This window comes from Escherichia sp. KTE114 (assembly GCF_000407765.1).
GTDB classification, from domain to species: Bacteria; Pseudomonadota; Gammaproteobacteria; order Enterobacterales; family Enterobacteriaceae; genus Escherichia; species Escherichia ruysiae.
Genome location: NZ_KE136626.1, coordinates 360,908 through 384,579, shown reverse-complemented (window position 1 = coordinate 384,579; position 23,672 = coordinate 360,908). Strand labels below are relative to the sequence as shown.

Genomic DNA, 23,672 nt, shown 5'->3' with positions numbered 1-23,672 from the left:
GACAATGTAAGATCCAGGAATAATTAACATGCTGCGCTGCATCAATTTTTTATGGTTAATCAGGTCATTCGGGTGTAGGCCTGAATATGCTGTAATGCAAATTTCAGCTTGCCTAAAATAAAATCTCTTTTCCAATATTGAGACCTGTGGATACGGGTATGACCTGATTGCCGGACAAGAATTTAATGTCAGAACACGGCGAATACTTATGAATTACTTAGGCAACATGGGCATAACTATCAGATAACAGTATCTGTGGCATAGGCGCGGGTAAGTCAGTGTTTTGCGCTATATATGGCCTGTCCATTAACAGATGCTGTGGTAAATAAAAAACAAAATAACATAATAAAAATATAATTAGGAATATTTATAAAGACGTTTTTAATCAATTGATATGGCTGCGATTATTTTTATTGTCAGGCAATTTTCCCATTATTTTTTATTCTCAATATGTTGATCTGCATTGCTTTTTTTATTTCCACATTGCCTTAGCATCGAGTTAATGAAGTATTGTGATTAATTTGACTTTAATTGAATTACGAGAGGGAACTATGAGTGACAGCTTCCAGCGGGAGATACCGAAGGCCCGTATTAATCTGAAATTAGATCTGCACACCGGGGGAGCAAGTAAGAAAACAGAATTACCCCTGAAGTTACTGGTTGCGGGTGATTTTAGTAATGGTCAGGAATCCGCGCCATTATCTGAACGTAAAAAAGTTAATCTTAACAAAAATAATTTTGATGCGGTTCTTTCTGAATATTCCCCAAAAGTAAATCTTATCGTTAATAACACACTTGCTGATGACGGTAGTGAAGACAGTATCAGGTTGACATTCCAGAGCATAAAGGATTTCTCCCCGGAACAGGTCTCCCGACAAATACCACAGCTAAAAGCCATGCTTTCCATGCGTAATTTACTTCGTGATTTAAAAGCGAACCTTCTGGATAACCAGACTTTCCGTAAAGAACTGGAAAACATTTTGCTGGACCCGGCATTAAGTGCAGAACTCAGAGCAGAACTATCAGCTCTGGCACCTAAACAGCCGTAACGGTCACGATGATTTAACGGATTAATAAGGAAAATGTTGATGTCTGTAAAAAATGAGAATGCTGGTGGCGAGAGTGTGGTGCTTGAACGTCCTGCTGCTGCTGGAGTTTATGCTTCCCTGTTTGAAAAAATTAATCTCAGTCCGGTCTCTGAGCTGAGTTCTCTGGATATCTGGCAGGACGCACAGGCGATGTCGGATGCCACTGCGGATGAACGTTTAACGGCCGGGATGCAGGTGTTCCTGGAGTGTCTGACAAAATCGGGATCGAAAGTCGAAAAGCTCGACAAAAATCTGATTGACCACCATATCGCTGAACTGGATTTCCAGATCAGCCGTCAGCTTGATGCCGTTATGCATCATGAGGACTTTCAGGCGGTAGAAAGTCTGTGGCGCGGCGTGAAATCGCTGGTCGATAAAACAGATTTCCGCCAGAACGTGAAAATTGAACTGCTGGATATATCTAAAGAAGACCTGCGTCAGGACTTTGAAGATAGCCCGGAAATTATCCAGAGTGGTTTGTACAAACATACCTACATTGATGAGTACGACACGCCGGGAGGCGAGCCGATTGCCGCGCTGATTTCCGCTTATGAGTTTGATGCATCTGCGCAGGACGTGGCGCTGATGCGTAATTTATCAAAAGTGTCCGCAGCGGCTCATATGCCATTTATCGGTTCTGCAGGTCCGAAATTTTTCCTGAAAGAGTCAATGGAAGACGTTGCGGCCATCAAAGATATCGGTAACTACTTTGACCGCGCCGAGTACATTAAATGGAAAAGTTTCAGGGATACGGACGATTCCCGTTATCTGGGGCTGGTTATGCCACGCGTGCTGGGTCGCCTGCCGTATGGCCCGGACACTGTACCGGTGCGTAGTTTTAATTATGTTGAAGAGGTGAAAGGCCCGGATCACGATAAATACCTGTGGACCAATGCCACCTTTGCTTTTGCGGCCAACATGGTGAAAAGCTTCATCAATAACGGTTGGTGTGTACAAATCCGTGGTCCACAGGCGGGTGGTGCGGTGCAGGATCTGCCAATTCACCTGTATGATCTTGGCACCGGCAACCAGGTAAAAATCCCCTCAGAGGTGATGATCCCGGAAACCCGCGAGTTCGAGTTCGCGAATCTTGGTTTCATTCCCCTGTCGTACTACAAAAACCGCGATTATGCGTGTTTCTTCTCGGCGAACTCCACGCAAAAACCCGCTCTCTACGATACTGCGGATGCTACTGCCAACAGCCGCATCAATGCGCGTCTGCCTTACATCTTCCTGCTGTCGCGCATCGCTCATTATCTGAAGCTGATTCAACGTGAAAACATTGGCACCACCAAGGATCGCCGGTTGCTGGAACTGGAGCTTAACACCTGGGTTCGTGGTCTTGTGACTGAAATGACCGACCCGGGCGATGAGTTGCAGGCATCTCACCCGCTGCGTGATGCGAAAGTTGTGGTGGAAGACATTGATGATAATCCGGGCTTCTTCCGCGTGAAACTCTACGCCGTACCGCACTTTCAGGTGGAAGAGATGGATATCAATCTCTCACTGGTTTCCCAGATGCCGAAAGCCAAGTCGTAAGGCGAGGGGAAATCAGGGATGAAAATTTTTCGCCCACTTTGGGAGGATGGGGCCGCGCTGGCCCCACAACAGTTCCAGCAGCAGGCTCGCTGGGACGAACATATTGCCGACACTGTTGCAGGAATGGGAATTTCCCATCCCTGGGGCGTGGTGAATGCTGAATTCGATACCGCAGCCCTTGTATTGTCACGCCTGAATGCTACCCGTCTGGTGGTACGTTTTCAGGACGGCACGATAGTTGATACTGACCTGGTGGATAATCTTCCACCGGTCTGTGATTTATCCGTCGCAAACGGCTCTGAGGTTGTTGAAGTCGTTGTGGCGCTGCCGTTGCTGAGTGCCAGTGGTGGCAATCTGGATAATGGTCAGGACAGTGAGCGCCCGCGTCGCTGGAAATCTGAACGCGTAGTGGTTCAGGAGCTTGCCGGGCATGAAAGTGGTGAACTGGCCATTTTGCGTAATGCCGTCACGCTTCGTTTATCTACGCAGGAAAATACCGCTTACCTGACCTGTCCGGTGGCTCGTCTGGCACGTAATGCGCAGGGACAGTGGAATCGTGATCCGTCTTTTATCCCACCGATGCTCTCGATTGCGGCAAGCCCTTTGCTTGTGGCTGAACTGAGCGATCTGTTGGTTCGTCTGCAGGCACGACGTAAGCGTCTGATGGCGATGCGTCGCGAAAGCAACGAGCGTCTGGCCGATTTTGCGGTGGCTGATGTTTCTCTGTTCTGGCTACTCAATGCCCTGAATAGCGCCGAGCCCGTGCTGACCGAACTGATGCAGACTCCGGGACGCCACCCGGAGTTGCTCTACCGTGAATTGACCCGCCTGGCAGGCAGCCTGCTGACGTTTTCACTGGAGCACGATGCCAGTGATATTCCTGTTTATCAGCATGATACGCCTGAACGAGTGTTCCCGCCGTTGCTGGCTCTGCTCGATAAATTGCTGGAAGCCAGTCTGCCCTCCCGGGTTATCAGTATTCAACTGGATCATGCCGATCAGTTCTGGAAAGGATCGCTGCATGATGCCCGCTTGCGTGAAGGGGCTGATTTCTATCTTTCCGTTCGCTCCTCCATGCCGAATCACGAACTGCAAGTGAAATTCCCGCAGCTTTGTAAGGCAGGCAGTCTCGATGACGTTTCAGATGTCGTGAACGTGGCGCTGAGTGGCATGGTTATAAAACCACTCAGCCATGTGCCTGCGGCGATCCCTCTGCGCCTTGAAAACCAGTTCTTCTCTCTGGATCTGAGTACCGATGCGGCGCGGGCGATGCTGGAGGCGGGTAGCTGTACCTTTTACACCCCGTGCTCACTGGGGGAGGTGAAACTTGAACTGTTTGCGGTGTTACGCGCATGAATAATTCCAGTCTCAGCCAGATTGAACAGATTTTCTATCCAGGCTGGTTGATGGCCAGCCAGCTACGCGGCGGGCAAGAAGTTCGGGACGGGGAAGGGCTTTATCGCCGGGCCTGTCGTCTGGTTCAGGAAGCGCGCAAATCGCTTTCGGATGCGGGCTACAGTGATAGCAGCCAGGAGCACATGGTATACGCGCTGTGCGCCTTGCTGGATGAAAGCGTTCTCAATCGGGGCACTTCTGACGATGGTTATCTGGCCTGGCGCCGTGATCCGTTGCAGGCTCATTTCTTCGGTACTTTGAACGCAGGTGAGGTGTTATGGGAGCGTATCCGCAACATGTTGAAAGAGTCCGCACCGGACATGGCCGTGCTGACCTGTATGTATCGTACTTTACAACTGGGATTTGTTGGACAGTACCGGGCGCAGAACGACGAACGTCGTGAAGACGTGGTGCGTGCGCTGGGGGAACGAGTGCCCGCTTTTACGCTTGCTCAGGATGCGCCGATTGTCGCCAGGGTATCCAGTCTGCGCAGCGGTCGCCGACTGTACTGGCTTTCCTGGATTATCGGGGCGGCAGTACTGGCTGCGCTGTGGTACTTCTTCTCTTCCTCCCTCACCGAACTGGTGAGTCAGACGGTCAGGCCGGGGTAAAGGATGCGTGATGTTTACCGGAGTCTGTTAACCGTCCTGGCGGGCGTACTGGCACTGTGGCTTATCCTGGGATTCTGGTCACCGTCGGTTGGGAGCCGTGTGGCATTCAGCCTGCTAATTATTTTGGTCTGTGGGGGAATGCTCTGGCGTCAGTATCGGACATCACTGATACGGGCACCGGCGCTCAGGGATATTGTGGGTGAGTCTCTGCCACCGGAAGATTTTCAGGGTGCAGTCATTCTGGTGTGTGGCGATAACAGCGCATTATTTGCGGAGGGAACACGGCATCGTGAAACCCGTCAGGGCTGGTATCTGTGGGTAAAAGATGCAGAGCAGTTGCCATTGTTGGCTCAACACCTGAGTCAGATTCGTCCGGCTCTGGTGTCACAGATCTCGATATTGTTGGCTATCTTACCCGAACGCCACACCTCGGATGCGGAGTTAACCCAGAGTCTGCGTGGCTGGCAGCGTGCTGTTGCGCAATGCCATATCTCACTTGGTCAACTCCCGCCGCAGTGGATCGTTATCTGGCTGTCACCGCCAGTCGCTTGTGTTGATGCTGAGCCAGTCTGGTTTACCACTGTCAGCCAACGGGCAGGACTCCAGGTATATCAACCCGGTCAGGGGAATTTGTCACTGACCGACTGGGCTCAAGAAACAACTTCGGGTGAGTGGCTGTCCCGCCTGAGCCAGGTGCTATGGCTGGACAGTGGACTTGCCTGGCTGAATACCGCAGTTAACAGTCTGCTGTCGGAGCGTCAGGGAGAACTGCCAGCTCTGAAGCCCTGTATACAAGGGCTGTGCATGGCTCCCGTGAGCGGTCTCGCCGGGAACCTCTGGCAACAACATATTGCCTCTGTTACTGCGCTGCCGCCTGATACGGTGGAGAGCGGTAAGCTTTTGCCGTTGCCTGAACAGCTGCTGTCGGCGCTGCCGCGTCGTCGTGGCGTCAGTCGTCGGATGGTGTTCTGGCGCTATGCTGGGCTGCTGGGGGGCATTTTTCTTGCACTGGCGATGCTGGCGTCCTGGGTTAACAACCAGCGTCTGATCCGCAATGTCGGCGGCCATCTTGCCTTATACCACCGTCTCTCCGACACCCCTCTCACGCCTAAACTCCAGGCACAGCAGCGTCTGCGCGCTGATGGCGCACTGCTGGAGGACTGGCAGCGGCGCGGTGAACCTCTGCGTTATCGCCTCGGGTTATATCAGGGGTCGCGTCTGATACCTGCTGTTGAAGCCGCCGTGAATGACCTGCCGCTACCACCATCACTATCACCGTCACCGCAGACGGTTATCAAAAAAATCGTACAGGAGCCGAAGACTATCCGCCTTGACAGCATGTCGCTGTTCGATTCCGGCAAATCGGCGCTGAAAGCCGGGTCCACCAAAATGCTGATTAATTCGCTGGTGGGCGTCAAGGCAAGGCCTGGCTGGCTGATTGTGGTCGCCGGTCACACAGATAACACCGGCAACGCACAACGAAATCAGACGCTTTCTCAGAAACGTGCCGAAGCGGTGCGCGACTGGATGCATGACACCGGTGACGTGCCGGAAAGCTGTTTTGCGGTGCAGGGCTATGGTGCAAGTCGCCCGCTCGCAACCAATGACACCCCGGAAGGCCGTGCGCTAAACCGCCGTGTCGAAATCAGTCTGGTATCGCAGGCTAATGCCTGTCAGATACCGGGTCACACCCTGGCGTCATCGCAGGATGATGGCGCATCACAACATAATAGAGAGTAATTCCATGGCAATTCCTGTTTATCTTTGGCTGAAGGACGATGGCGGCGCGGACATCAAAGGGTCTGTGGACGTTCAGGATCGTGAAGGCAGCATCGAAGTGGTGGCTCAGGAACATAATCTGTACATCCCGACCGATAACAACACAGGCAAGCTGACCGGCACCCGAATCCACACACCGTTCCTGTTTACCAAGGAAATCGATTCCTCCAGCCCATACCTGTACAAGGCGGTGACCACCGGACAGACCCTCAAGTCTGCAGAATTCAAGTGGTACAAAATTAACGATGCGGGTCAGGAGGTCGAGTACTTCAACACCAAACTTGAGAACGTGAAAGTGGTGAAGGTGAACCCTGTAATGCACGACATCAAAGATCCTTCTTTCGAGAAGCACAATCACCTTGAGCAGATCGAACTGCGCTACGAAAAAATCACCTGGACCTACAAAGACGGCAACATCATTCATTCCGATTCATGGAACGAACGCGCGACCGCGTAAGTCACGAGCGGGCAGAGCTTCTCTGTCCGCTTTTTCGTTTTTGCTGAACGTCTGAAGTCAATGGGCTTTCAGCAAAGAACCCACAATCTGCCAGCCTGACCGTATGCGCTTTGGTCTCCTTCCTGGGAAACAGCGAGGGGCGGTAGCGTGTCCAGGAACCGACAAAGAGAGAAATTCATGGAAAATCCAGCCATCCTGCTGCGACGTTTGAACCCTTACTGTGCCCGTGCGATGGAAGGGGCGGCTTCGCTCTGCCAGACCCGTGCGCATACGGAAATTCTGCCGGAGCACTGGCTGCTGAAATTACTGGAGCAGGGCGAGGGCGATCTCACTGTGCTGGCTCGTCGCTACGAGTGGGACATGGACAGCCTCTGGCAGGATTTGCTTGGCTGGCTCGACAAACAACCGCGCTCAGTGCGCAGTCGTCCGCAGCTTTCAGAAAACATCCAGACGCTGATGCAAGAAGCCTGGCTGATTGCCTCACTGGCGGGTGAGGCGCAGATCCGAAGTCATCACCTGATGATGGCTCTGGTTGATAAACAGAACCTGGTGCGTTGCGATGGTCTGTGGCCGTTATTGACCCTGGGCCTGAGTCAGTTGGAACGCCTGCGCCCGTTACTGGATGCTCAGTCAGACGAGCGTCCTGCAGTGCAACAGGAAGCGGAGCTGGCGTTTGTTGGAAATCCCGTTGTCGCGGAGATAAAAGAGGGAGAACTCAGCCCGGCACTGCAAAACGTGCTGGATAAGTTTACCCTCGACGTCACTGCTAAAGCCCGCGAAGGCAAAATCGACCCGGTGTTTGGGCGTGATACTGAAATTCGCCAGATGGTGGATATTCTTTCTCGCCGCCGAAAAAATAACCCGATTCTGGTCGGTGAGCCGGGTGTCGGTAAAACGGCACTGGTAGAAGGGCTGGCGCTCAGAATCGCTGAAGGCAATGTGCCGGAGTCGCTCAAACCTGTCGTGCTACGCACTCTTGATCTTGGTCTGCTGCAGGCAGGAGCGGGTGTGAAGGGGGAATTTGAACAGCGTCTGAAAAACGTGATTGATGCAGTGCAGCAGTCACCAGTACCAGTTTTGCTGTTTATCGATGAAGCGCACACCATCATCGGCGCGGGTAACCAGGCTGGTGGTGCGGATGCCGCCAATCTGTTGAAACCGGCACTGGCGCGTGGTGAATTACGAACCATCGCCGCTACAACCTGGTCTGAATACAAACAATTTTTCGAACGCGATGCCGCACTTGAGCGCCGCTTTCAGATGGTGAAAGTGGACGAGCCCGACGATGACACCGCCTGCCTGATGCTGCGTGGCCTGAAATCTCGCTACGCCGGACACCATAATGTGCATATCACCGACGATGCGGTTCGCGCTGCCGTTACGCTTTCCCGACGTTATCTCACCGGTCGCCAACTACCGGACAAAGCCGTTGACCTGCTCGACACCGCAAGCGCCCGTGTGCGCATGAGTCTCGACACCGTGCCTGAACAACTGATCCGTATCCGCTCCCGGATCACCGCTCTTGAAATGGAGAGGCAGGCACTACAGGAAGACATGGCTGTCGGTAATCAAAACTACGGTGAACGCCTGACGGCAATAGAACAGGAAAAGAACACCTTCAACGTTGAACTCAACGAACTGGAAACCCGGTACGGTCAGGAGCTGAAACTTACCGAACAACTGCTGGAAAGCCGCCAGGACATTTCCCGTCAGAGTAAAACGTACTCCCTGCAACAGGAGTTGAACGGTATGCAGCACAGCAACCCGTTACTTTCAGTCGATGTGGATGTGCGTACCGTTGCTACCGTGATTGCTGACTGGACGGGCGTCCCGCTGTCGTCGCTGATGAAAAACGAGCAGACCGAACTGCTGACGCTGGAAAACGAAATCGGCAAACGCGTAGTCGGGCAGAATGCGGCGCTTGAAGCCGTCTCCCGGCGCCTGCGTGCCGCGAAAACAGGCCTTACTTCTGAGAATGGCCCACAGGGTGTGTTCCTGCTGGTTGGCCCAAGTGGTGTAGGGAAAACCGAAACGGCGCTGGCGCTGGCTGACGTCATGTACGGCGGTGAAAAATCACTGATTACCATCAACCTGTCCGAGTATCAGGAGCCGCACACCGTCTCCCAACTGAAAGGCTCTCCTCCAGGCTACGTCGGCTACGGGCAGGGGGGCATCCTCACCGAAGCGGTGCGCAAGCGCCCGTACAGCGTGGTGCTGCTCGATGAAGTCGAAAAAGCGCATCGTGACGTGATGAATCTGTTCTATCAGGTTTTTGATCGGGGCTTTATGCGCGATGGCGAAGGCCGTGAAATCGATTTTCGCAATACGGTCATTCTGATGACCTCAAACCTTGGCAGCGACTATGTGATGCAGTTGCTTGATGAACAGCCTGATGCCAGTGAAGGCGACCTGCACGAACTGCTGCGCCCGATCCTGCGCGAACACTTCCAGCCTGCGCTGCTTGCCCGCTTCCAGACAGTGATTTATCGCCCGCTAACGGAAGCGGCGATGCGTGCCATTGTGGCAATGAAACTCTTGCAGGTCAGCACGCGCTTGCATCGTCACTATGGCCTGACCACATATGTTGACGAGAGTCTGTATGACGCTTTGACCAGTGCCTGCCTGCTACCGGACACCGGTGCGCGCAATATCGACAACCTGCTCAACCAGCAAATTTTGCCGGTACTGAGTCAGCAACTGCTGGTTCATATGGCGGCGAAACAAAAGCCGGTTTCGCTGACGCTGGGCTGGAATGATGATGAAGGGATTGGACTGGAGTTTAAACCTGGCTAAAGGAGCTAAGTGATTATCCGATGGAACAGCAGGCACAGATTATTGCTGATAATTTTGTACTGCAAAAATTTGGGTATTTTGAAATGAGACTGTTGTTATTAAAGGTCATTATTAGTGCCGTTGGGCTGGAGCCATAATCACTCTTTTTCTTACCGGCTGAGTCCCTTATTTAATCCCGCAACCTGCCCGCCGGTAACAGCGTCATGGACAACGGGTTATCCCATGGAGTCAATATTATGAGTCTGACAGATACGCTGAATAACGCTCTGTCTGCATTAACTGAAGGCGGGCTGAACCGCTACCGTCTGGATATTCCGTCCTGTACCGCATCGCCGGATGTGGAGGCCTTCAGTGGTGAGGAGTGCATGAGCGGGCTGTATCAGTACACCGTTCTGTTTACCAGCAGTGACCTGAACATCAGTGCATCGCAGTTACTGAGTAAACCGGCGACGCTGACCATGGGAACAGGGCCACTGACGGGGCTGAGCGGGCAGAAAGTGGTGCACGGGGTGGTGACAGATTTCAGTCGTGTCAGCGGTTCACGTGACCAGGCAACGTACCGGATAATTATTGAGCCGTTTCTGTCCCTGCTGGGCAGGCAGTACCGCACCCACCGTTTTTTCGTCAATAAATCTGTACCGGAAGTGGTCACCGAAGTCCTGCAGGAGCATGGTCTCAGAGGCTGGGAGTATGAGTTCACTCTTAAAGCCGGTTATCCGAAGCGTGAGCAGATAAACCAGTACCGGGAAAGTGACCTGGCGTTTATTGAGCGCCTGCTGGCTGAAGTGGGGATATTTTATTTTTTCACCCTGCAGCCGGACACCCTGACGGAAGTGGTGCACTTTGCCGACAGGCAGAGCGCCTGGACCTTCGGTAAAACGCTGGCGCTCAGCAGTCCGTCGGGGATGAGTGACAATGGCGCGGATTCGGTGTGGGGGATTCACGTCCGGCATCATGTGGTGGCGCGTTCAGTGACGGCGGATGATTACAATCACCGTGAAGCGCAGAACATCCTGACGTCGGTGCCGGCGGACATGACCCGTGGCGACGGGGAAGGGAACACCTACGGGGATGTGTACCATTACCTGCCGCGTCATCTTGAACGGGGCGACAAAATCACCCCGGCGGCGGAAACCGGCAATTTCTGGGCGCGGCTTGAGCATGAACGCTTCCTGTCCGGACAGACAATGGTCAGCGGCAGCAGTAATGATGCCCGGCTTTCCCCGGCTCAGGTGCTGACCATCAGTGAACGGGCTGTTCCGCCGACCCTGCCGTCAGAAACGGACAACGGTATTGTGATTATCCGCACGGTCTACAGTGCGAGCCGTAAGGATGCCCTGACCGTGACGTGGGAAGGGATGCCGTATTACGAAAACCGCTGCTGGCGTCCGGCAGCTAAAAAACGGCCGGTGGTGAGCGGGACAATGACGGCGCGGGTGACCAGCGCCAGGGACAACGATATCCACGCGTGGCAGGATGCGTCGGGGATGTACCGGGTGAAGTTCGATGCCGACCGTGACGACAAAGGTCAGGGCATGGAAAGTATGCCGGTGCGCTTTGCCAGACCGTACGGCGGGGATAAATACGGTTTTCACTTCCCGCTGATACAGGGGACAGAGGTTGCCATCGCGTTCCATGAAGGCGACCCGGACCGGCCGTATATCGCCCATGCGCTGCACGACTCCCGCCACGCAGACCCCGTCACCGAAGCCAACAACACGCGCAATGTAATCCGCACAGCCGGCCTGAACAAACTGCGGATGGAGGACAGGCGCGGTGAGGAGCATATCAAGCTCAGTACGGAGTACGGGGGAAAGACGCAGCTGAATCTGGGGCATAACGTGGATGCCTCCCGTGAACTGCGCGGGGAAGGTGCAGAGCTGCGCACGGACAGGCATATATCCATTCGTGGTGGGGCAGGGGTATTTATCACCGCCGATAAACAGGCATTTGCCGGCGACAGGATGCTGTCAATGCAGGAGGCAGTTTCTCAGCTGGAAAATGCCCTGAGTATTGCCCGGAGTCTGTCAGATGCGGCAGAAACGGCGCAGGCGTATCCGGCGGATATCCGGAGTCAGAAAATGCTGACGGATGCCCTGACGGACCTGGCACAGCCGGGGATGGTCCTGAATGCACCGCAAGGCATCAGCATCAGCAGTCCGGAAGGTGTGCGCGTTTCCTCGGGCAGTGCCAGCGTGGGGATTATGTCCCGACAGAATACGGATATCAGTGCACTGAAGCGTTTTACGGTGGCAGCGGGTGAAGCCATCAGTATGCTGGCCTGTAAGACGGGGATGAAACTGTTCGCCGCGAAGGGAAAGGTTGAAATCCAGGCGCAGGATGATGCGCTGGATGCGGCAGCGAAAAAAGATGTGACCGTAACCAGTACAGAGGGACGGGTTGAAATCACCGCCGCGAAAGATGTCGTGCTGAAAAATCTGGACGGGTCGTTCATTCAGTTGCAGGGTAAAAATATTATTCTGGGCTGTGAAGGTAATATTCTGTGGAAATGTGTTAATGCTCAGAAAATGGGGAGCGTAAGCATGAGTAGTGTTATGCCTCAGTTTCCATCTGGATATAGTGGAAAGTTTAAAGCCTCTTCTGATTCTGGGGCACCTGTAGCAGCTGCAGCGTATTTGCTCACATTGAGTAATGGCCAAAAATTATTTGGTAGAACAGACGAGAATGGTGAAACAGTCCCGGTTTATTCATCAAATCCGAATGAGTCCTTTGAATTTGAAATGATCCAAAGTGATTATTGGTACGATAGTGAGAATATTGTAGACAGAATTCATTGTTCAACATTTTCAGATATGTCATTCCATGACGTTGGTTGTCAGTGCATTGATTGTGAGGGAAATAAAAATGAGTAACGTTAATTATAAGTTCAGATTCTTATTATTGATTTGGTTGATCCCGTTTAGTTGTTTTGCTGGTGATGAATGGAGTAACAAAACAGCTCAAATGCAGTGTGGCCCTGCTCTGATAACGGTCAGTGCTCAGTGTCAGGCAGAACCTATCTTTACAGAGGACAACAGATGCAAAAATTATCAACTGGAAATAAAAAATGGTAGGGATAATAAAGTATTTCATTTGCCATACATTCCAGATGACCAGAAAAAGCTCCTGGAGAAACAGGGCTATACTTTTAACAATGTAGTTGAGCCTGGTGATTGGGCTCCATTTACAATGAGCTGCTATGACAATGAAAGCATCGTTATCGGATATCAGCTTGGTTTGACCGAAGAAGAGACTGTGAATGGCTCATTGGTGTCCTATGTCGACGCGCCATTTTTTGATCTTACAGGGCGGTTTATTACAGGCCGAAAACTTTCTGAGCTCAGAAAGCGAGAACTTACAGGGCAAAACGACTTTACATATTTAGATTTTATTAGCAATCCCTGAGGTGTAATATGTCTGATTTATATGCGTATTTAAACACCAGAAAAGGAAAAGCATATTTGGATAGTCAGATTAAAGAAAACTCTTTAATATTATGCTACCCGTATATTGACACATCGCGAAAACTAAGAGGGAATAGTCGTATAACAGGTGATGCTGATAAAGAAGTCCAGGATGCTATTATAGATATGATAATTACTATAGCTGTTCGCTATAGATTAAATTATAAAGAGATATCATATATATTATTAACGGCTAAAGTTGAATGTGGATTTAACCCGGATGCGGCAGCAGGGACCACGAGTGCTGCTGGTCTGGCACAAGGAACGCATGATTTTTTAAAGGACTTGTCAAAACACTCTATAGACATTCTCGGTTTTCAGCTCGTTATTAAAGATACAGATGTCTTTGATGCTGAGAAGGGGTGTTATGCACTAATTTATTCTTTTTTATTTAACAAGTCTAAGGTGATGAAATACTACACATCAGATCAATGTGAATACTGGGAATGGCTTTATTTGCTACATCATGATGGTGCTCATAAATTAGATCAATATAATGCGGGTATCGGAAAGAAAAGTAAAGATGGGCAGAAATGGGCTATTTATATAATGGACCATTTATCAGTTGTTGAAGGATTACTTAAAGATAGTGAGGTCAATACTAAATTTAAGTTGTCAACTGTGGGTAATACACCTTTTAAAAATAAAAATTATATTGCTGCAATTTCTCCATTTCCCTGTTCAATATGCCCAAACTTAGTGTCAGACGATGAGAAGTCTCTTGTTTTTATAAAAGGGGTAACTGATGCGGATGGAATGACTGAGTCCGTGAATGCTATAGCAGGTTCAGAAATTGTGTTCACTATCCTTTCAGATAATTATAAACAATTAGCTAAAGTGGCTGGCGTTAAAAATACAAATGAAACGCCTGAAGTTCAAACGTATATCGTTAAAAAAGGTGACACCTTATCTGCAATAGCAAAGTATTGTGGCGTGTCAGTGGAGAAACTGGCAAGGATTAATAAAATTCACAACGTGAACATGTTAAGAGTCGGAGTGAAACTAAAAATTCCAGATGGTGACCATAATCATGGTTATATTAGCAGATATATTACAGAGCAGACCAAAAAAGAGATTATGAGAAGTGTTGGGATAGAGAATGCCAATGTTAAAGCGGCAATTGAATATTCGAGAAGCCATATAGTATTACCAAAGGGAAGCAAGTCAGCAGACGCTGAAAAGAAAAGTAATATAATTCATATTAAAACAACGTCAACGGACAAGTCTGTTGTCAGTAGGATTAAACATGCTCCAGAGAAGCATCAGACTTCTTCCGGAGGGGGAGCAAAAGAAATATCTGTTATTAATGATTTTGAACCAGTGGTTAAATTTGATCCAAATATGGCGGAAAGTTTAAAGAAATTAGTTTCTAAGTATTCTGTTGATATTATAAAAGGAATAATGAGGTCCTCTGGTGTACATCTGGTGTTCATCACAAGCACGCTGCGAACTCCCGAAAAGCAAGTGGATGCTATGTACAACAATATGCACGATAAGGGTATAAAATCGCAGCTTGATTATTATCTTCAACCAGGGAAGGACGTCGTTCTGGCCGGGGTAAATGCAGGTGGGATAGATGTTGCCAAAAAAGAACAAGTTAGGAATGCGATGATCGATAAAGTTAAATCTTTACAAAATAATGGTCATTTTATTTCAAGGCACTGTGTATCTCTTGAGTTTTACGCACGGCACAATGTATTTGATATAAGTAAAAAATCACTACTAGAAAGTTTACAGCGTGCTTTTGATAAATCGCTTGAAAAATATGTTAAAGATAACTCAGATAAAATGAAATACATAAGCCCATTCAAATATTATGGTGAACCAGCATTCCATGTGGAGATTATACAATGAAAGCATTTTTAGTGATTTTTCTGTTTATTGTGCCTTTTTGTTCGAGTGCAAATGATCTTTCTTTAGTTCCCGGTGTATACCATCTTGAATGGGCATATGGTCCCAATGACAATTATAAAATTGTACCGGGTGTTGTTGGGAATGTTCATAAAATTGATGGTTTTTTTTATTTAAAAAAAGAAGAGTTTTTTCCGTCCAATGATACAAGAGAAGAAGTTTTTCAGTCCAATGATACGGTTTATATAGTGATAGGTAATGATTCTAGTCTTGCTTTTTACATGCATGATGAACTTGATAGTGGGCCAACTATTGGGTGGGCGAATGTTCATGTAAATAAAAGAACGTTAATAATTGATAATCCAACCACAAAATACTTTTATAATGATGCTGTTGGTGATAATTTTCAAGCTATAAAGTATAGGGTGGGTGTTAAATTTGCCGGAGATGAAATTAAAAATGTTACTGAGAATGTTCCTGTCGAAATTCTTAAAAAGGATGCTTTCAAGGTCGACTGTAATGAATATTTCAAATTAAATGAAAGGTATGGTAATAGAAAAGAAAATGAAAGAAACAATCCAATGGATGATTATAGTAGACGTGTGTTATTGAATTATGACGGGTTGTGTAATTATATAGTAAATAAGCACAATAAAGTTGAACTTTTAAATGGGTGGATGCTTTTTAAACGAATTGGTTGATTTATATTTCACGTGATTATACGTCTGTCATTTTATCTGGAGGTTGTTTTATGTTGAGGCTAATGTGCTTTTTGGCACTGTTTATTCCTGTTGCTGCATTCAGTAATACCATCAAGATAAAAGATGGTCTGTATTATGGTTACTGGGTTTATAAAGATAGAGGAGTGTTAAAAGAATACGGGGTACTGGCTGATAACCCCAAAAAAGAAAATGGTGAGTATATTTTGACTCCAACGCCTAAGTATACTGCCGATGATGAGATTTATATACAGGTTAAAGGTGATAAATCAGCAGTGTATTATTATCAAGAGAGTATTGATTATGAGCTTAACACAATTGGATGGGCTGATATTAAAATTCACTCAAATGACATCTCTATCGGAGAAAATACTACCAGGATGGTAACGGAAGATACAAAAGAGCGTGTGGTTGTTGGGGATAAGTTCTCAGGAAAAATAGTGAGATTGGAACGTGATGAAATAGTTCCTTTTAAAGTGATTAATGACGACACTTTTGAAGTTGATTGTAATCAATATTTAAAAGTTAATGGTTACAGAGAGAACGGCATTCCTTATTATGAAGAGCCAGATCCACAAGAGCAGGAGGGAATTGGTTTTTATTATACAGCTACAGTTTTTGCACATGACGAGCTTGGTATATGTGCTAAATTTCTCGATGATGATGTTGTCCAGGAAATTAAAAAGGGATGGATTCAGTTTCGTCGGCTTAATTAATTTCTATGCGGCATTGGATGATAATTATATTGCTTATCGTAAAATGCTTATTTCTTGTAGGTGAAAATCCTCCCCCGATTGTTCATTTTTGTGTTGTATTACATGAAGATATGGTGACGAAAATCATAGCAAAGCTATAGCCGGAGCTATTGTTGATAATCCGGTGTTTGAGTGGGATATGGAAAAACAGAAGGCATCTATCATATATATTTACCCTCTTGATAAATGACCAGATCGTTGCGCAATAAATTTACGACTGTTTTTGTTATAGCCTCTGTATTTAATTAAATTTTTTAAGGGGATGCCATGAATTCTATTGCTCGTATTATTAATGGCCTGACATCTGTGTTGGGAATACTACTTGGTTTACTTTGCTTTGCTCTCAGCGGAATAGCTTCTTCTTTCTTTCCTGGGATGGCTGGTTTTGCGGCATTGGTCGCCGCACTACCGGTTGTTATCGTTTTTATTTCCGTGGTTGGGTTATATGGTGTAATTAAAAATAACATCAAGGTGCAAATTGCTTTCGATGTATGTTTACTGCCTGCATGGCACGTGGGCACTCTGATTGGTGCAATTTCTCTGCTGTTATTCTTTATCGGAAATAAAAATGCACTCAAGATACTCAGATTAAGGCGAGCTGATCATGTCTAAAGGTGTTGTGTTACTTGGCGATAAAACCACGCATGGTGGTGCAGTGATCTCAGTTTCTTCAACCATGATTGTTAACGGTAAAAATGTTGCACTTATTGGGGACAAAATCAGCTGTCCGATAATAGGGCATGGTATTAACGCCATTATTGAAGGATCGCCTGAATGGTCTTCCGATGGCAAAGCCATTGTTGTCGATGGCTGCCATTGTGTATGTGGCTGTCAGGTTCTCTCCAGTGCCCCGGATTGTGTAACAGGATAAGTAATGAGCTGGGAACGTCAGAAATCAACGGTATCACCCATGCCGGAAGAACCTCCACTGCTCTTATGGCTAGTGATTGGTCTTGTGGCTCTCATCACAGGTGTACTGCTTTTTGTTTTGCACGTGAATGGGCTGGCTGGCCCTCTGCAGCAATTTAACCTTTGGTGTGTGGCTGCCTGCCCTCTGGTGGTCTGGGTTATGTTCATCTGTCTGCGGGGATGGCGATACAATAGCCTGTGTGAAAAGCACCAGTTTGAAAGGGATGAAGCTGAATATGCTCAACAGCAGTGGACTGCATGGGCCGGAAGAAATATTGCTGTGTTACACAGCACCGTTATATTTCCTGATGCACTCACGTCACGCCTTTTCATGCAAGCTCCTGCTGAGCTGGAGCTGCACACCTTTCAGGCGCGCCGTCTGTCTCTGCCTGAGGGGAGCGATCTATTTTCTGTCTTTCTCACAGGCGTAAACCATGCGCTGGTGCGGGTTCCGATTGATTTGCCATTTAGCGTGACTCTCCTGACAGACTCATCAGAAGACGAGGATGCCCTGAGGGCTGCGTTTGCGAGTGCATGGCAGCAATATATTGTTCCCCCTCGCCCCACTTCTGTACTGCACATCCTGCATTCAAAGTCTTTTCTTTGGCTGGTTGAGCGCCTGCAGTCTCCGACGGCTGATATTGACCTGATTCTGGTTCAGCAGGCTGAGGGACAGGATAAGTACAGCGATGTTCTGGCCTCGTTGCTGCTGACCTCCGACGATGTTGCGACCAAATACCAGCTTCATCATGGTGCTTGCCTTCTGCGCCCCATGTCGCTGGACATTGTGAAAGCAAAAAATGAGCTGGATATCTTTTTTTCTACGCAGACTCAGGCCTGTGCTACCAAAAGTATCGTGGGTGATAAGGCTGTATGGGGGGGGTTGTTTGCCACTTTACTGGACTGCGCAAAAGCATATGGCGATATCTGGAAAGTCGAGCAGACACACTGGCTGGAAAAGTATGCCGGAATCTGCGGACCATTTTCGCCGTGGGTTATGGCTGCTGTGGTCAGTGATATCGTAAATATGCAGCATGTTGATAGCCTGATGCTTTCCTCTGAGGGAGAGCAAAGTTTTATTAATACAGTGACAACAGGGAACCAGATGAAATGAATAGTTCATTTTGGCGTGGGAACTGGGGGAAATTGGGCGCAACCGTGTTCTGGGGGGCTGGAATCGCCTGGCTCATCTGGCATTTTGGGGATGATGTGGGGTTGTATAACACAGGAATGAAATGTCTGGCCTTAGCTGGCGCGATAATTATCCTGATGTTTGTCCTCCATGGTAAAACTGCTGGGCTGCTTGTTTACCAGAGCTGGGCTCGCATCCGGGCAATGTGTAGCAATAAGTTGCCAAAAGGCGAGTCTCGACTTGTTCAAACAGCACCCCACAACGTCACTGTCGACACCATCCGTCTCGCCATGCGTAATCTCTACGGTCGTCGCTGGGGACGTAAAACCCGCATCCTGTTGATAACCGGTACACGCTCAGATGTTGAGCTGCTGACCCCTAAACTGACCGCTCAATTCTGGCAAGAAGATCGTGGCACTCTGCTTTTGTGGGGCGGTGATCTCAATACGCCAGCCGACAATATCTGGTTGACTGCACTACGCAAACTGCGCCGCCGCCCGGTGGATGGTCTGGTGTGGGTCACCTCGGCTTTCGACCAGCTGTCTGTTCCTGGTCTGGAACAGCCGTTGCCCGTGCCTTCTGAAAGCACAATGGATTCCCTTTCTCATGCCATAAGCAGCCGCATGGAGGCGCTGGGCTGGAAGATTCCCCTGTATATCTGGTCATTGCATCCGCGAGCGGGTAAGCCTGAAGGACGTGTTGTGCAGGCTGCTGGCTGCCAACTGCCCGCCGGGTGTTGTACCGAAGGGTTAGCTAAACAATTGGCTATCCTGACGCCGGAACTGACTTTACAGGGGCTACAACAGACCTGCGGTGAGGTGAAACATAACTTTTTGCTGAGGCTTGCCGACCAGCTTATCCGTAAACCGGAGAGCGTGACCGCACCGCTGTCGGCGATGCTTAATCCATACCGTCCGCTGCCTCTGGCTGGGCTGGTGTTCAGTCAACCCTCTGCCAGCGGTGAACGTGCCGTGCCGCATCAATGGGGAATGGACAAATGCTGGGATGCTCTGCCTGAATCTGTTCGGATGCTTCCTGCCGCACTGCGTCCCGTCAGGCCGGGCATTCCATGGCAGAAGGTTATAGCGTCTGTTATTGCCCTGGTGATGGTGGGGTGGGGGGGCTGGATGGGCGTCTCCTGGAGGACTAATCGTGGTCAGATTAATACTGCAAATACCCAGGCAGCGATGGCTTCCCGACAAAACCAGCCACTGGAGCAACGCTTGTACGCACTGTTTGAGCTGCAAAAAACGTTGGCTCGTCTACAGTATCGCTCTGAGCATGGTGTGCCCTGGTATGAAAAGGCGGGATTAAGTCAGAACAATGCGTTGCTGACGACACTCTGGCCTCGTTATCAGGAAAGTGCACTGCCGCTGCTGCGGGATGCGGCTGCAGATCACCTACAAAAGCAGGTCAGTGCCTTTAATGCGCTGTCGCCAGGTAGCCCGCTGAGGGAGCAAAGGGCAAAAAGCACCTGGGAACAGCTCAAACTCTACCTGATGCTGGCGCGTCCTGAGCATATGGACGCCGCCTGGTTCAGATCTGCTTTGCTGAACAACTGGCCGAAACGTCACGGTGTGAAAGACGGTGTCTGGCAAGGAATGGCTCCATCATTGTTGTCGTTCTATGCTGCGCAGTTGATCACGCATCCTGAGTGGAAGATCCATGCTGATGAAAGCATGGTCAGCCAGGCTCGCTCGCTGTTGGTTCGGTTGATGGGGGTACGTAACAGTGAGTCGAGCCTCTATCAGAAGATGCTTTCGCAGGTGGCGCACTTGTATGTCGATATGCGCCTGGAGGATATGACCGGTGATACCGATGCTGCCCGCCTGTTCAGTACTACCGAAATTGTGCCGGGGATGTTCACCCGTCAGGCATGGGAGCAGGCGGTGCAGCCTGCCATCGAGAAAGTAGTGAAGTCGCGGCGGGACGAGCTCGATTGGGTACTCACGGACAGTAAGCGTCAGGCGAATAAATCGGACGAGACCTCCCCTGAGGCGCTGAAAAATCGCCTGACGGATCGCTATTTCGCAGACTTTGGCGGAGCCTGGTTGGAGTTCCTTAATAGCCTGAGCTGGAACCAGGCCGCTACGCTGTCGGACTCCATTGACCAGTTGACCCTGATGGCTGACGTGCGTCAGTCACCTCTGGTGGCGTTGATGAACACCCTGAACGTGCAGGGGCGCACCGGGCAGACCGGTGAAGCAATTTCAGATTCATTGGTGAAATCAGCCAAAAATCTGCTGGGCGATGCCAACAAGGATGCTATTGACCAGAGCGTAGGTGTACATGGACCGCTGGATGCAACTTTCGGCCCGGTGCTGGAGTTGATGGACAAGAGCCGCACGGGGGCACAGGAGCAGAGTCTGCAGTCGTACCTGACTCGTGTGACTCAGGTGCGCCTGCGCCTGCAACAGGTGACCAATGCCGCCGATCCCCAGGCGATGACCCAAACGATTGCTCAGACGGTATTCCAGGGCAAAGCTGTAGATCTAACCGATACTCGTGACTACGGTAGCCTGATTGCCGCCGGGCTTGGTCAGGAGTGGAGTGGCTTTGGGCGCGCAGTGTTTGTAAATCCGATGGAGCAGGCCTGGCAGTTGGTTCTGACCCCTGCGGCGGACAGTCTTAATGCCCAGTGGCAGCAAGCGGTGGTTGCCGAGTGGAACTCCGCCTTTGGCGGGCGTTATCCGTTCAACAACGCCAGCAGCGATGTATCTTTGCCGCTGCTTGCCAAATACCTCAATGTCGATTCCGGTCGTATTTCGCAGTTTTTGCAGACACGCCTGAAAGGCGTACTGCACAAGAATGGGAATAACTGGGTGCCGGACAGTATCAATTCGCAAGGGCTGACCTTTAACCCGGCGTTTCTCAACGCTATCAACACATTGAGCTATATCTCGGATGTCGCCTTTACCGAAGGTAATGCCGGGATGAAGTTCGAACTGCGCCCAGGCACTTCTGATGGCGTGATGCAAACCGACATGATTATCGACAGCCAAAAACTGACCTATGTGAATCAGATGCCGGCGTGGAGGAGCTTCACCTGGCCTGCGGACACAGAAGCGCCTGGCGTGAGCCTGAGCTGGATAAGTACCCAGGCTGGCACCCGTCAGTATGCGGATATTCCCGGAACGTGGGGCTGGATACGCCTGCTTGATAAGGCTGAGATCAGTGCTTATCCCGGCGTCGGCAGTAGCTACACACTGAGCTGGAAAGCTCAGGATGGACGCCTGCTCAATTATACCTTGCGTTCCGAGGTGGGAGAGGGGCCGCTGGCACTGTTGAAACTGCGTAACTTCCGCCTGCCGGGAACCATCTTCAACACGGTCAGAGTGGCAGCGTCAAACCAGCTTGCCAGCGCGACCAGTAATGCAGAGGCGGTTTACTGATGAGTACGCTGGATACTTTACTTAGAGCTTGCCAGACAGAGCAGGCGATACTGCTTGGCGCTACCGGTGAGCGCGTGGCGCAGTGGAACAACTGGTTGCTGCCGTTATCAGGGACATCATCTGTAGGGGAAGACCCGGGGTATGACGATGACTTCCAGCAAATGCGCGAGGAGGTCAATAAACTCTCCGGGGCAGATACCGAACTCATTTGCCGACTGGCGGAGAAGTTGCTCACCACCACCGCCAAAGATATCCGTGTGGCGACGTATTACTGCTGGGCCAGGCTGCATCGTGAAGGCGAGCAGGGGCTGGCAGAAGGTCTTGAGCTGCTGGCCGGTCTGATAGACCGCTTCGGCACGCAGCTGCATCCGCAGCGTGACCGCAGCCGTAAGGCAGCACTGGAGTGGCTGGCTGGTTCACGTATGACTGATTCCCTTTCACTGTATCCGGAAGTGGTCAGGGAAGATGCGTTGCGTACCACCGGCGCGCTGCTTCTGATAGCTCAGCTAACCGAAAACGAATCGGATGAAACCCGTCCTGAACTGAATGCGCTGTACGGCGCACTGGAAAACCGCCTGCAGAAAGCGGGTGGTGTGGATGCGGTTGTACCACAGAACGCCAGCGCCACTGAGATACCGTCCACGGCGAGCCACAGCGATGCTCCGGCTATCGGGCGGATCACTTCTGGTCAGGATTTGCTGGCGCAGGCACGCACACTCAGTGAATACCTGCGAGAACAGCCTGACGGTTGGTTGTCAGCGCACCATCTGATGAAAAGTCTGCGTCACGACACCCTGCGGGCCATTCCGGCTCCGGATGCGCAGGGACGCACACGTATCGAGCCTCCCAGGGCTGACCAGCGAGCACTGCTCAAGCGCCTTTACCTGCAACAAAACTGGGCGGAAATGCTGGAAACGGCAGACAGCACTTTTTCCCGAGGTGCCAATCATTTATGGCTGGATCTGCAGTGGTATATCCATCAGGCACTGACGAAGTCCGGTAAAGACACTCTGGCTGCCATCATCGCCGCTGACCTGAAAGGGCTGCTGAAGCGGCTATCCGGGCTGGAGACGCTGGCGTTCAGTGACGGAACGCCGTTTGCCGATGAAGTAACGCTGAACTGGCTCCAACAGAGTGTGCTGGATACGACGAGCGGATGGAGCAATGACACATCATCTGCCCCGCTAATAGCCAGTAACGATGACATTCTTGCGTTGGAGCCTGAAGCTGTGGCACTGGCTGATAATGAAGGCCCGGATGCTGCATTGGGATGGCTACAGACTCAGCCCGGCATAACGACAGTTCGCCAGAAGTGGCTGTTGCGCCTGCTGATGGGGCGCATTGCTGAACAGTACGGTAAAAATGATCTGGCGGCGCACCTGTTTGCCGAGCTGGGTGAGCGTGCCAGAGAAGTGGTTCTTAGCGACTGGGAGCCTGAATTGTTGTTTGAAGTTCAGGCGCGCCATCTGAAACTCCTGCGGCTTAAAGCCGGTCGCAGTGAGGCGGACAAGGTTCGGCTCGGGCCAGCCATGGAAAAATTGCTCGGCGGGCTGATTCAGCTCGATCCGGCGCGGGCCGCAGTGTTGTGTGGTTAGAGAATGTTATTAACTGGATAAAAATTTATTTATCAGGAGGATGAACAGGAATGGCTCATAAAAAATAAGAAACATTAGGGATGTTAATTTTGGGTGAAAATTTCACTGGCCAGTGCAATATTTATGTCAATCACCCCATATAACAAAATATGAGTTCATTGCGGCAGTTGTCTTCCCTTTAATTTACAGGGCG

General features: G+C 50.2%; 17 protein-coding genes. All 17 read left to right on the top strand.

Annotated features, from left to right (window positions below):
• The first annotated feature begins 551 nt into the window (after nucleotides 1–551).
• The 17 genes from tssB (at nucleotide 552) to tssA (ending at nucleotide 23,479) form a co-directional block, all read left to right on the top strand.
• On the top strand, nucleotides 552–1,049 hold the full coding sequence (gene tssB / locus WC5_RS18630; RefSeq protein WP_001283990.1) for a type VI secretion system contractile sheath small subunit: 498 nt from the start codon (nucleotides 552–554) through the stop codon (nucleotides 1,047–1,049).
• Between the two features lie 33 nt (nucleotides 1,050–1,082).
• A complete protein-coding gene (tssC, locus tag WC5_RS18635) occupies nucleotides 1,083–2,627 on the top strand; it encodes a type VI secretion system contractile sheath large subunit (protein WP_024192179.1) in 1,545 nt (514 codons plus the stop codon).
• Nucleotides 2,628–2,645: 18 nt separating this feature from the next.
• Nucleotides 2,646–3,983: a type VI secretion system baseplate subunit TssK gene (tssK, locus tag WC5_RS18640; protein WP_000689243.1), complete on the top strand. Its 1,338-nt coding sequence runs from the start codon at nucleotides 2,646–2,648 to the stop codon at nucleotides 3,981–3,983.
• A complete protein-coding gene (gene tssL, locus WC5_RS18645) occupies nucleotides 3,980–4,633 on the top strand; it encodes a type VI secretion system protein TssL, short form (RefSeq protein WP_001066086.1) in 654 nt (217 codons plus the stop codon). The genes tssK and tssL overlap by 4 nt, the downstream gene beginning before the upstream one ends.
• A gap of 3 nt (nucleotides 4,634–4,636) precedes the next feature.
• A complete protein-coding gene (locus WC5_RS18650; RefSeq protein WP_001205809.1) occupies nucleotides 4,637–6,373 on the top strand; it encodes an OmpA family protein in 1,737 nt (578 codons plus the stop codon).
• A gap of 4 nt (nucleotides 6,374–6,377) precedes the next feature.
• Nucleotides 6,378–6,869: a type VI secretion system effector Hcp gene (gene hcp, locus WC5_RS18655; RefSeq protein WP_001007319.1), complete on the top strand. Its 492-nt coding sequence runs from the start codon at nucleotides 6,378–6,380 to the stop codon at nucleotides 6,867–6,869.
• A gap of 177 nt (nucleotides 6,870–7,046) precedes the next feature.
• Nucleotides 7,047–9,662, top strand: coding sequence for a type VI secretion system ATPase TssH (gene tssH / locus WC5_RS18660; RefSeq protein ID WP_000431139.1), 2,616 nt, complete (start codon nucleotides 7,047–7,049; stop codon nucleotides 9,660–9,662).
• A gap of 236 nt (nucleotides 9,663–9,898) precedes the next feature.
• The gene (locus WC5_RS18665) at nucleotides 9,899–12,535 is read left to right on the top strand and encodes a type VI secretion system Vgr family protein (protein ID WP_000059651.1); all 2,637 of its coding nucleotides are present in this window, start codon (nucleotides 9,899–9,901) and stop codon (nucleotides 12,533–12,535) included.
• A complete protein-coding gene (locus WC5_RS18670) occupies nucleotides 12,528–13,067 on the top strand; it encodes a hypothetical protein (protein WP_000073208.1) in 540 nt (179 codons plus the stop codon). The genes WC5_RS18665 and WC5_RS18670 overlap by 8 nt, the downstream gene beginning before the upstream one ends.
• 8 nt (nucleotides 13,068–13,075) lie before the next feature.
• Nucleotides 13,076–14,980, top strand: a complete 1,905-nt coding sequence (locus WC5_RS18675) for a LysM peptidoglycan-binding domain-containing protein (protein WP_001281820.1) — start codon at nucleotides 13,076–13,078, stop codon at nucleotides 14,978–14,980.
• The gene (locus tag WC5_RS18680; protein ID WP_016231437.1) at nucleotides 14,977–15,678 is read left to right on the top strand and encodes a hypothetical protein; all 702 of its coding nucleotides are present in this window, start codon (nucleotides 14,977–14,979) and stop codon (nucleotides 15,676–15,678) included. The genes WC5_RS18675 and WC5_RS18680 overlap by 4 nt, the downstream gene beginning before the upstream one ends.
• 50 nt (nucleotides 15,679–15,728) lie before the next feature.
• Nucleotides 15,729–16,412: a hypothetical protein gene (locus WC5_RS18685; RefSeq protein ID WP_000945176.1), complete on the top strand. Its 684-nt coding sequence runs from the start codon at nucleotides 15,729–15,731 to the stop codon at nucleotides 16,410–16,412.
• 306 nt (nucleotides 16,413–16,718) lie between these two features.
• Nucleotides 16,719–17,063: a hypothetical protein gene (locus WC5_RS18690; protein WP_001084300.1), complete on the top strand. Its 345-nt coding sequence runs from the start codon at nucleotides 16,719–16,721 to the stop codon at nucleotides 17,061–17,063.
• The gene (locus WC5_RS18695; RefSeq protein ID WP_010348132.1) at nucleotides 17,056–17,322 is read left to right on the top strand and encodes a PAAR domain-containing protein; all 267 of its coding nucleotides are present in this window, start codon (nucleotides 17,056–17,058) and stop codon (nucleotides 17,320–17,322) included. Before WC5_RS18690 ends, WC5_RS18695 begins: the two co-directional genes overlap by 8 nt.
• Nucleotides 17,323–17,325: 3 nt before the next feature.
• Complete coding sequence (locus WC5_RS18700) at nucleotides 17,326–18,474, top strand: KPHS_23130 family T6SS system protein (RefSeq protein WP_016231436.1); 1,149 nt, start codon at nucleotides 17,326–17,328, stop codon at nucleotides 18,472–18,474.
• Entirely contained in the window at nucleotides 18,471–21,884 is a 3,414-nt protein-coding gene (locus WC5_RS18705) for an ImcF-related family protein (protein WP_001088844.1), read from the top strand. The genes WC5_RS18700 and WC5_RS18705 overlap by 4 nt, the downstream gene beginning before the upstream one ends.
• Nucleotides 21,884–23,479, top strand: coding sequence for a type VI secretion system protein TssA (gene tssA, locus WC5_RS18710; RefSeq protein ID WP_000105381.1), 1,596 nt, complete (start codon nucleotides 21,884–21,886; stop codon nucleotides 23,477–23,479). The genes WC5_RS18705 and tssA overlap by 1 nt, the downstream gene beginning before the upstream one ends.
• Nucleotides 23,480–23,672: the final 193 nt, after the last annotated feature.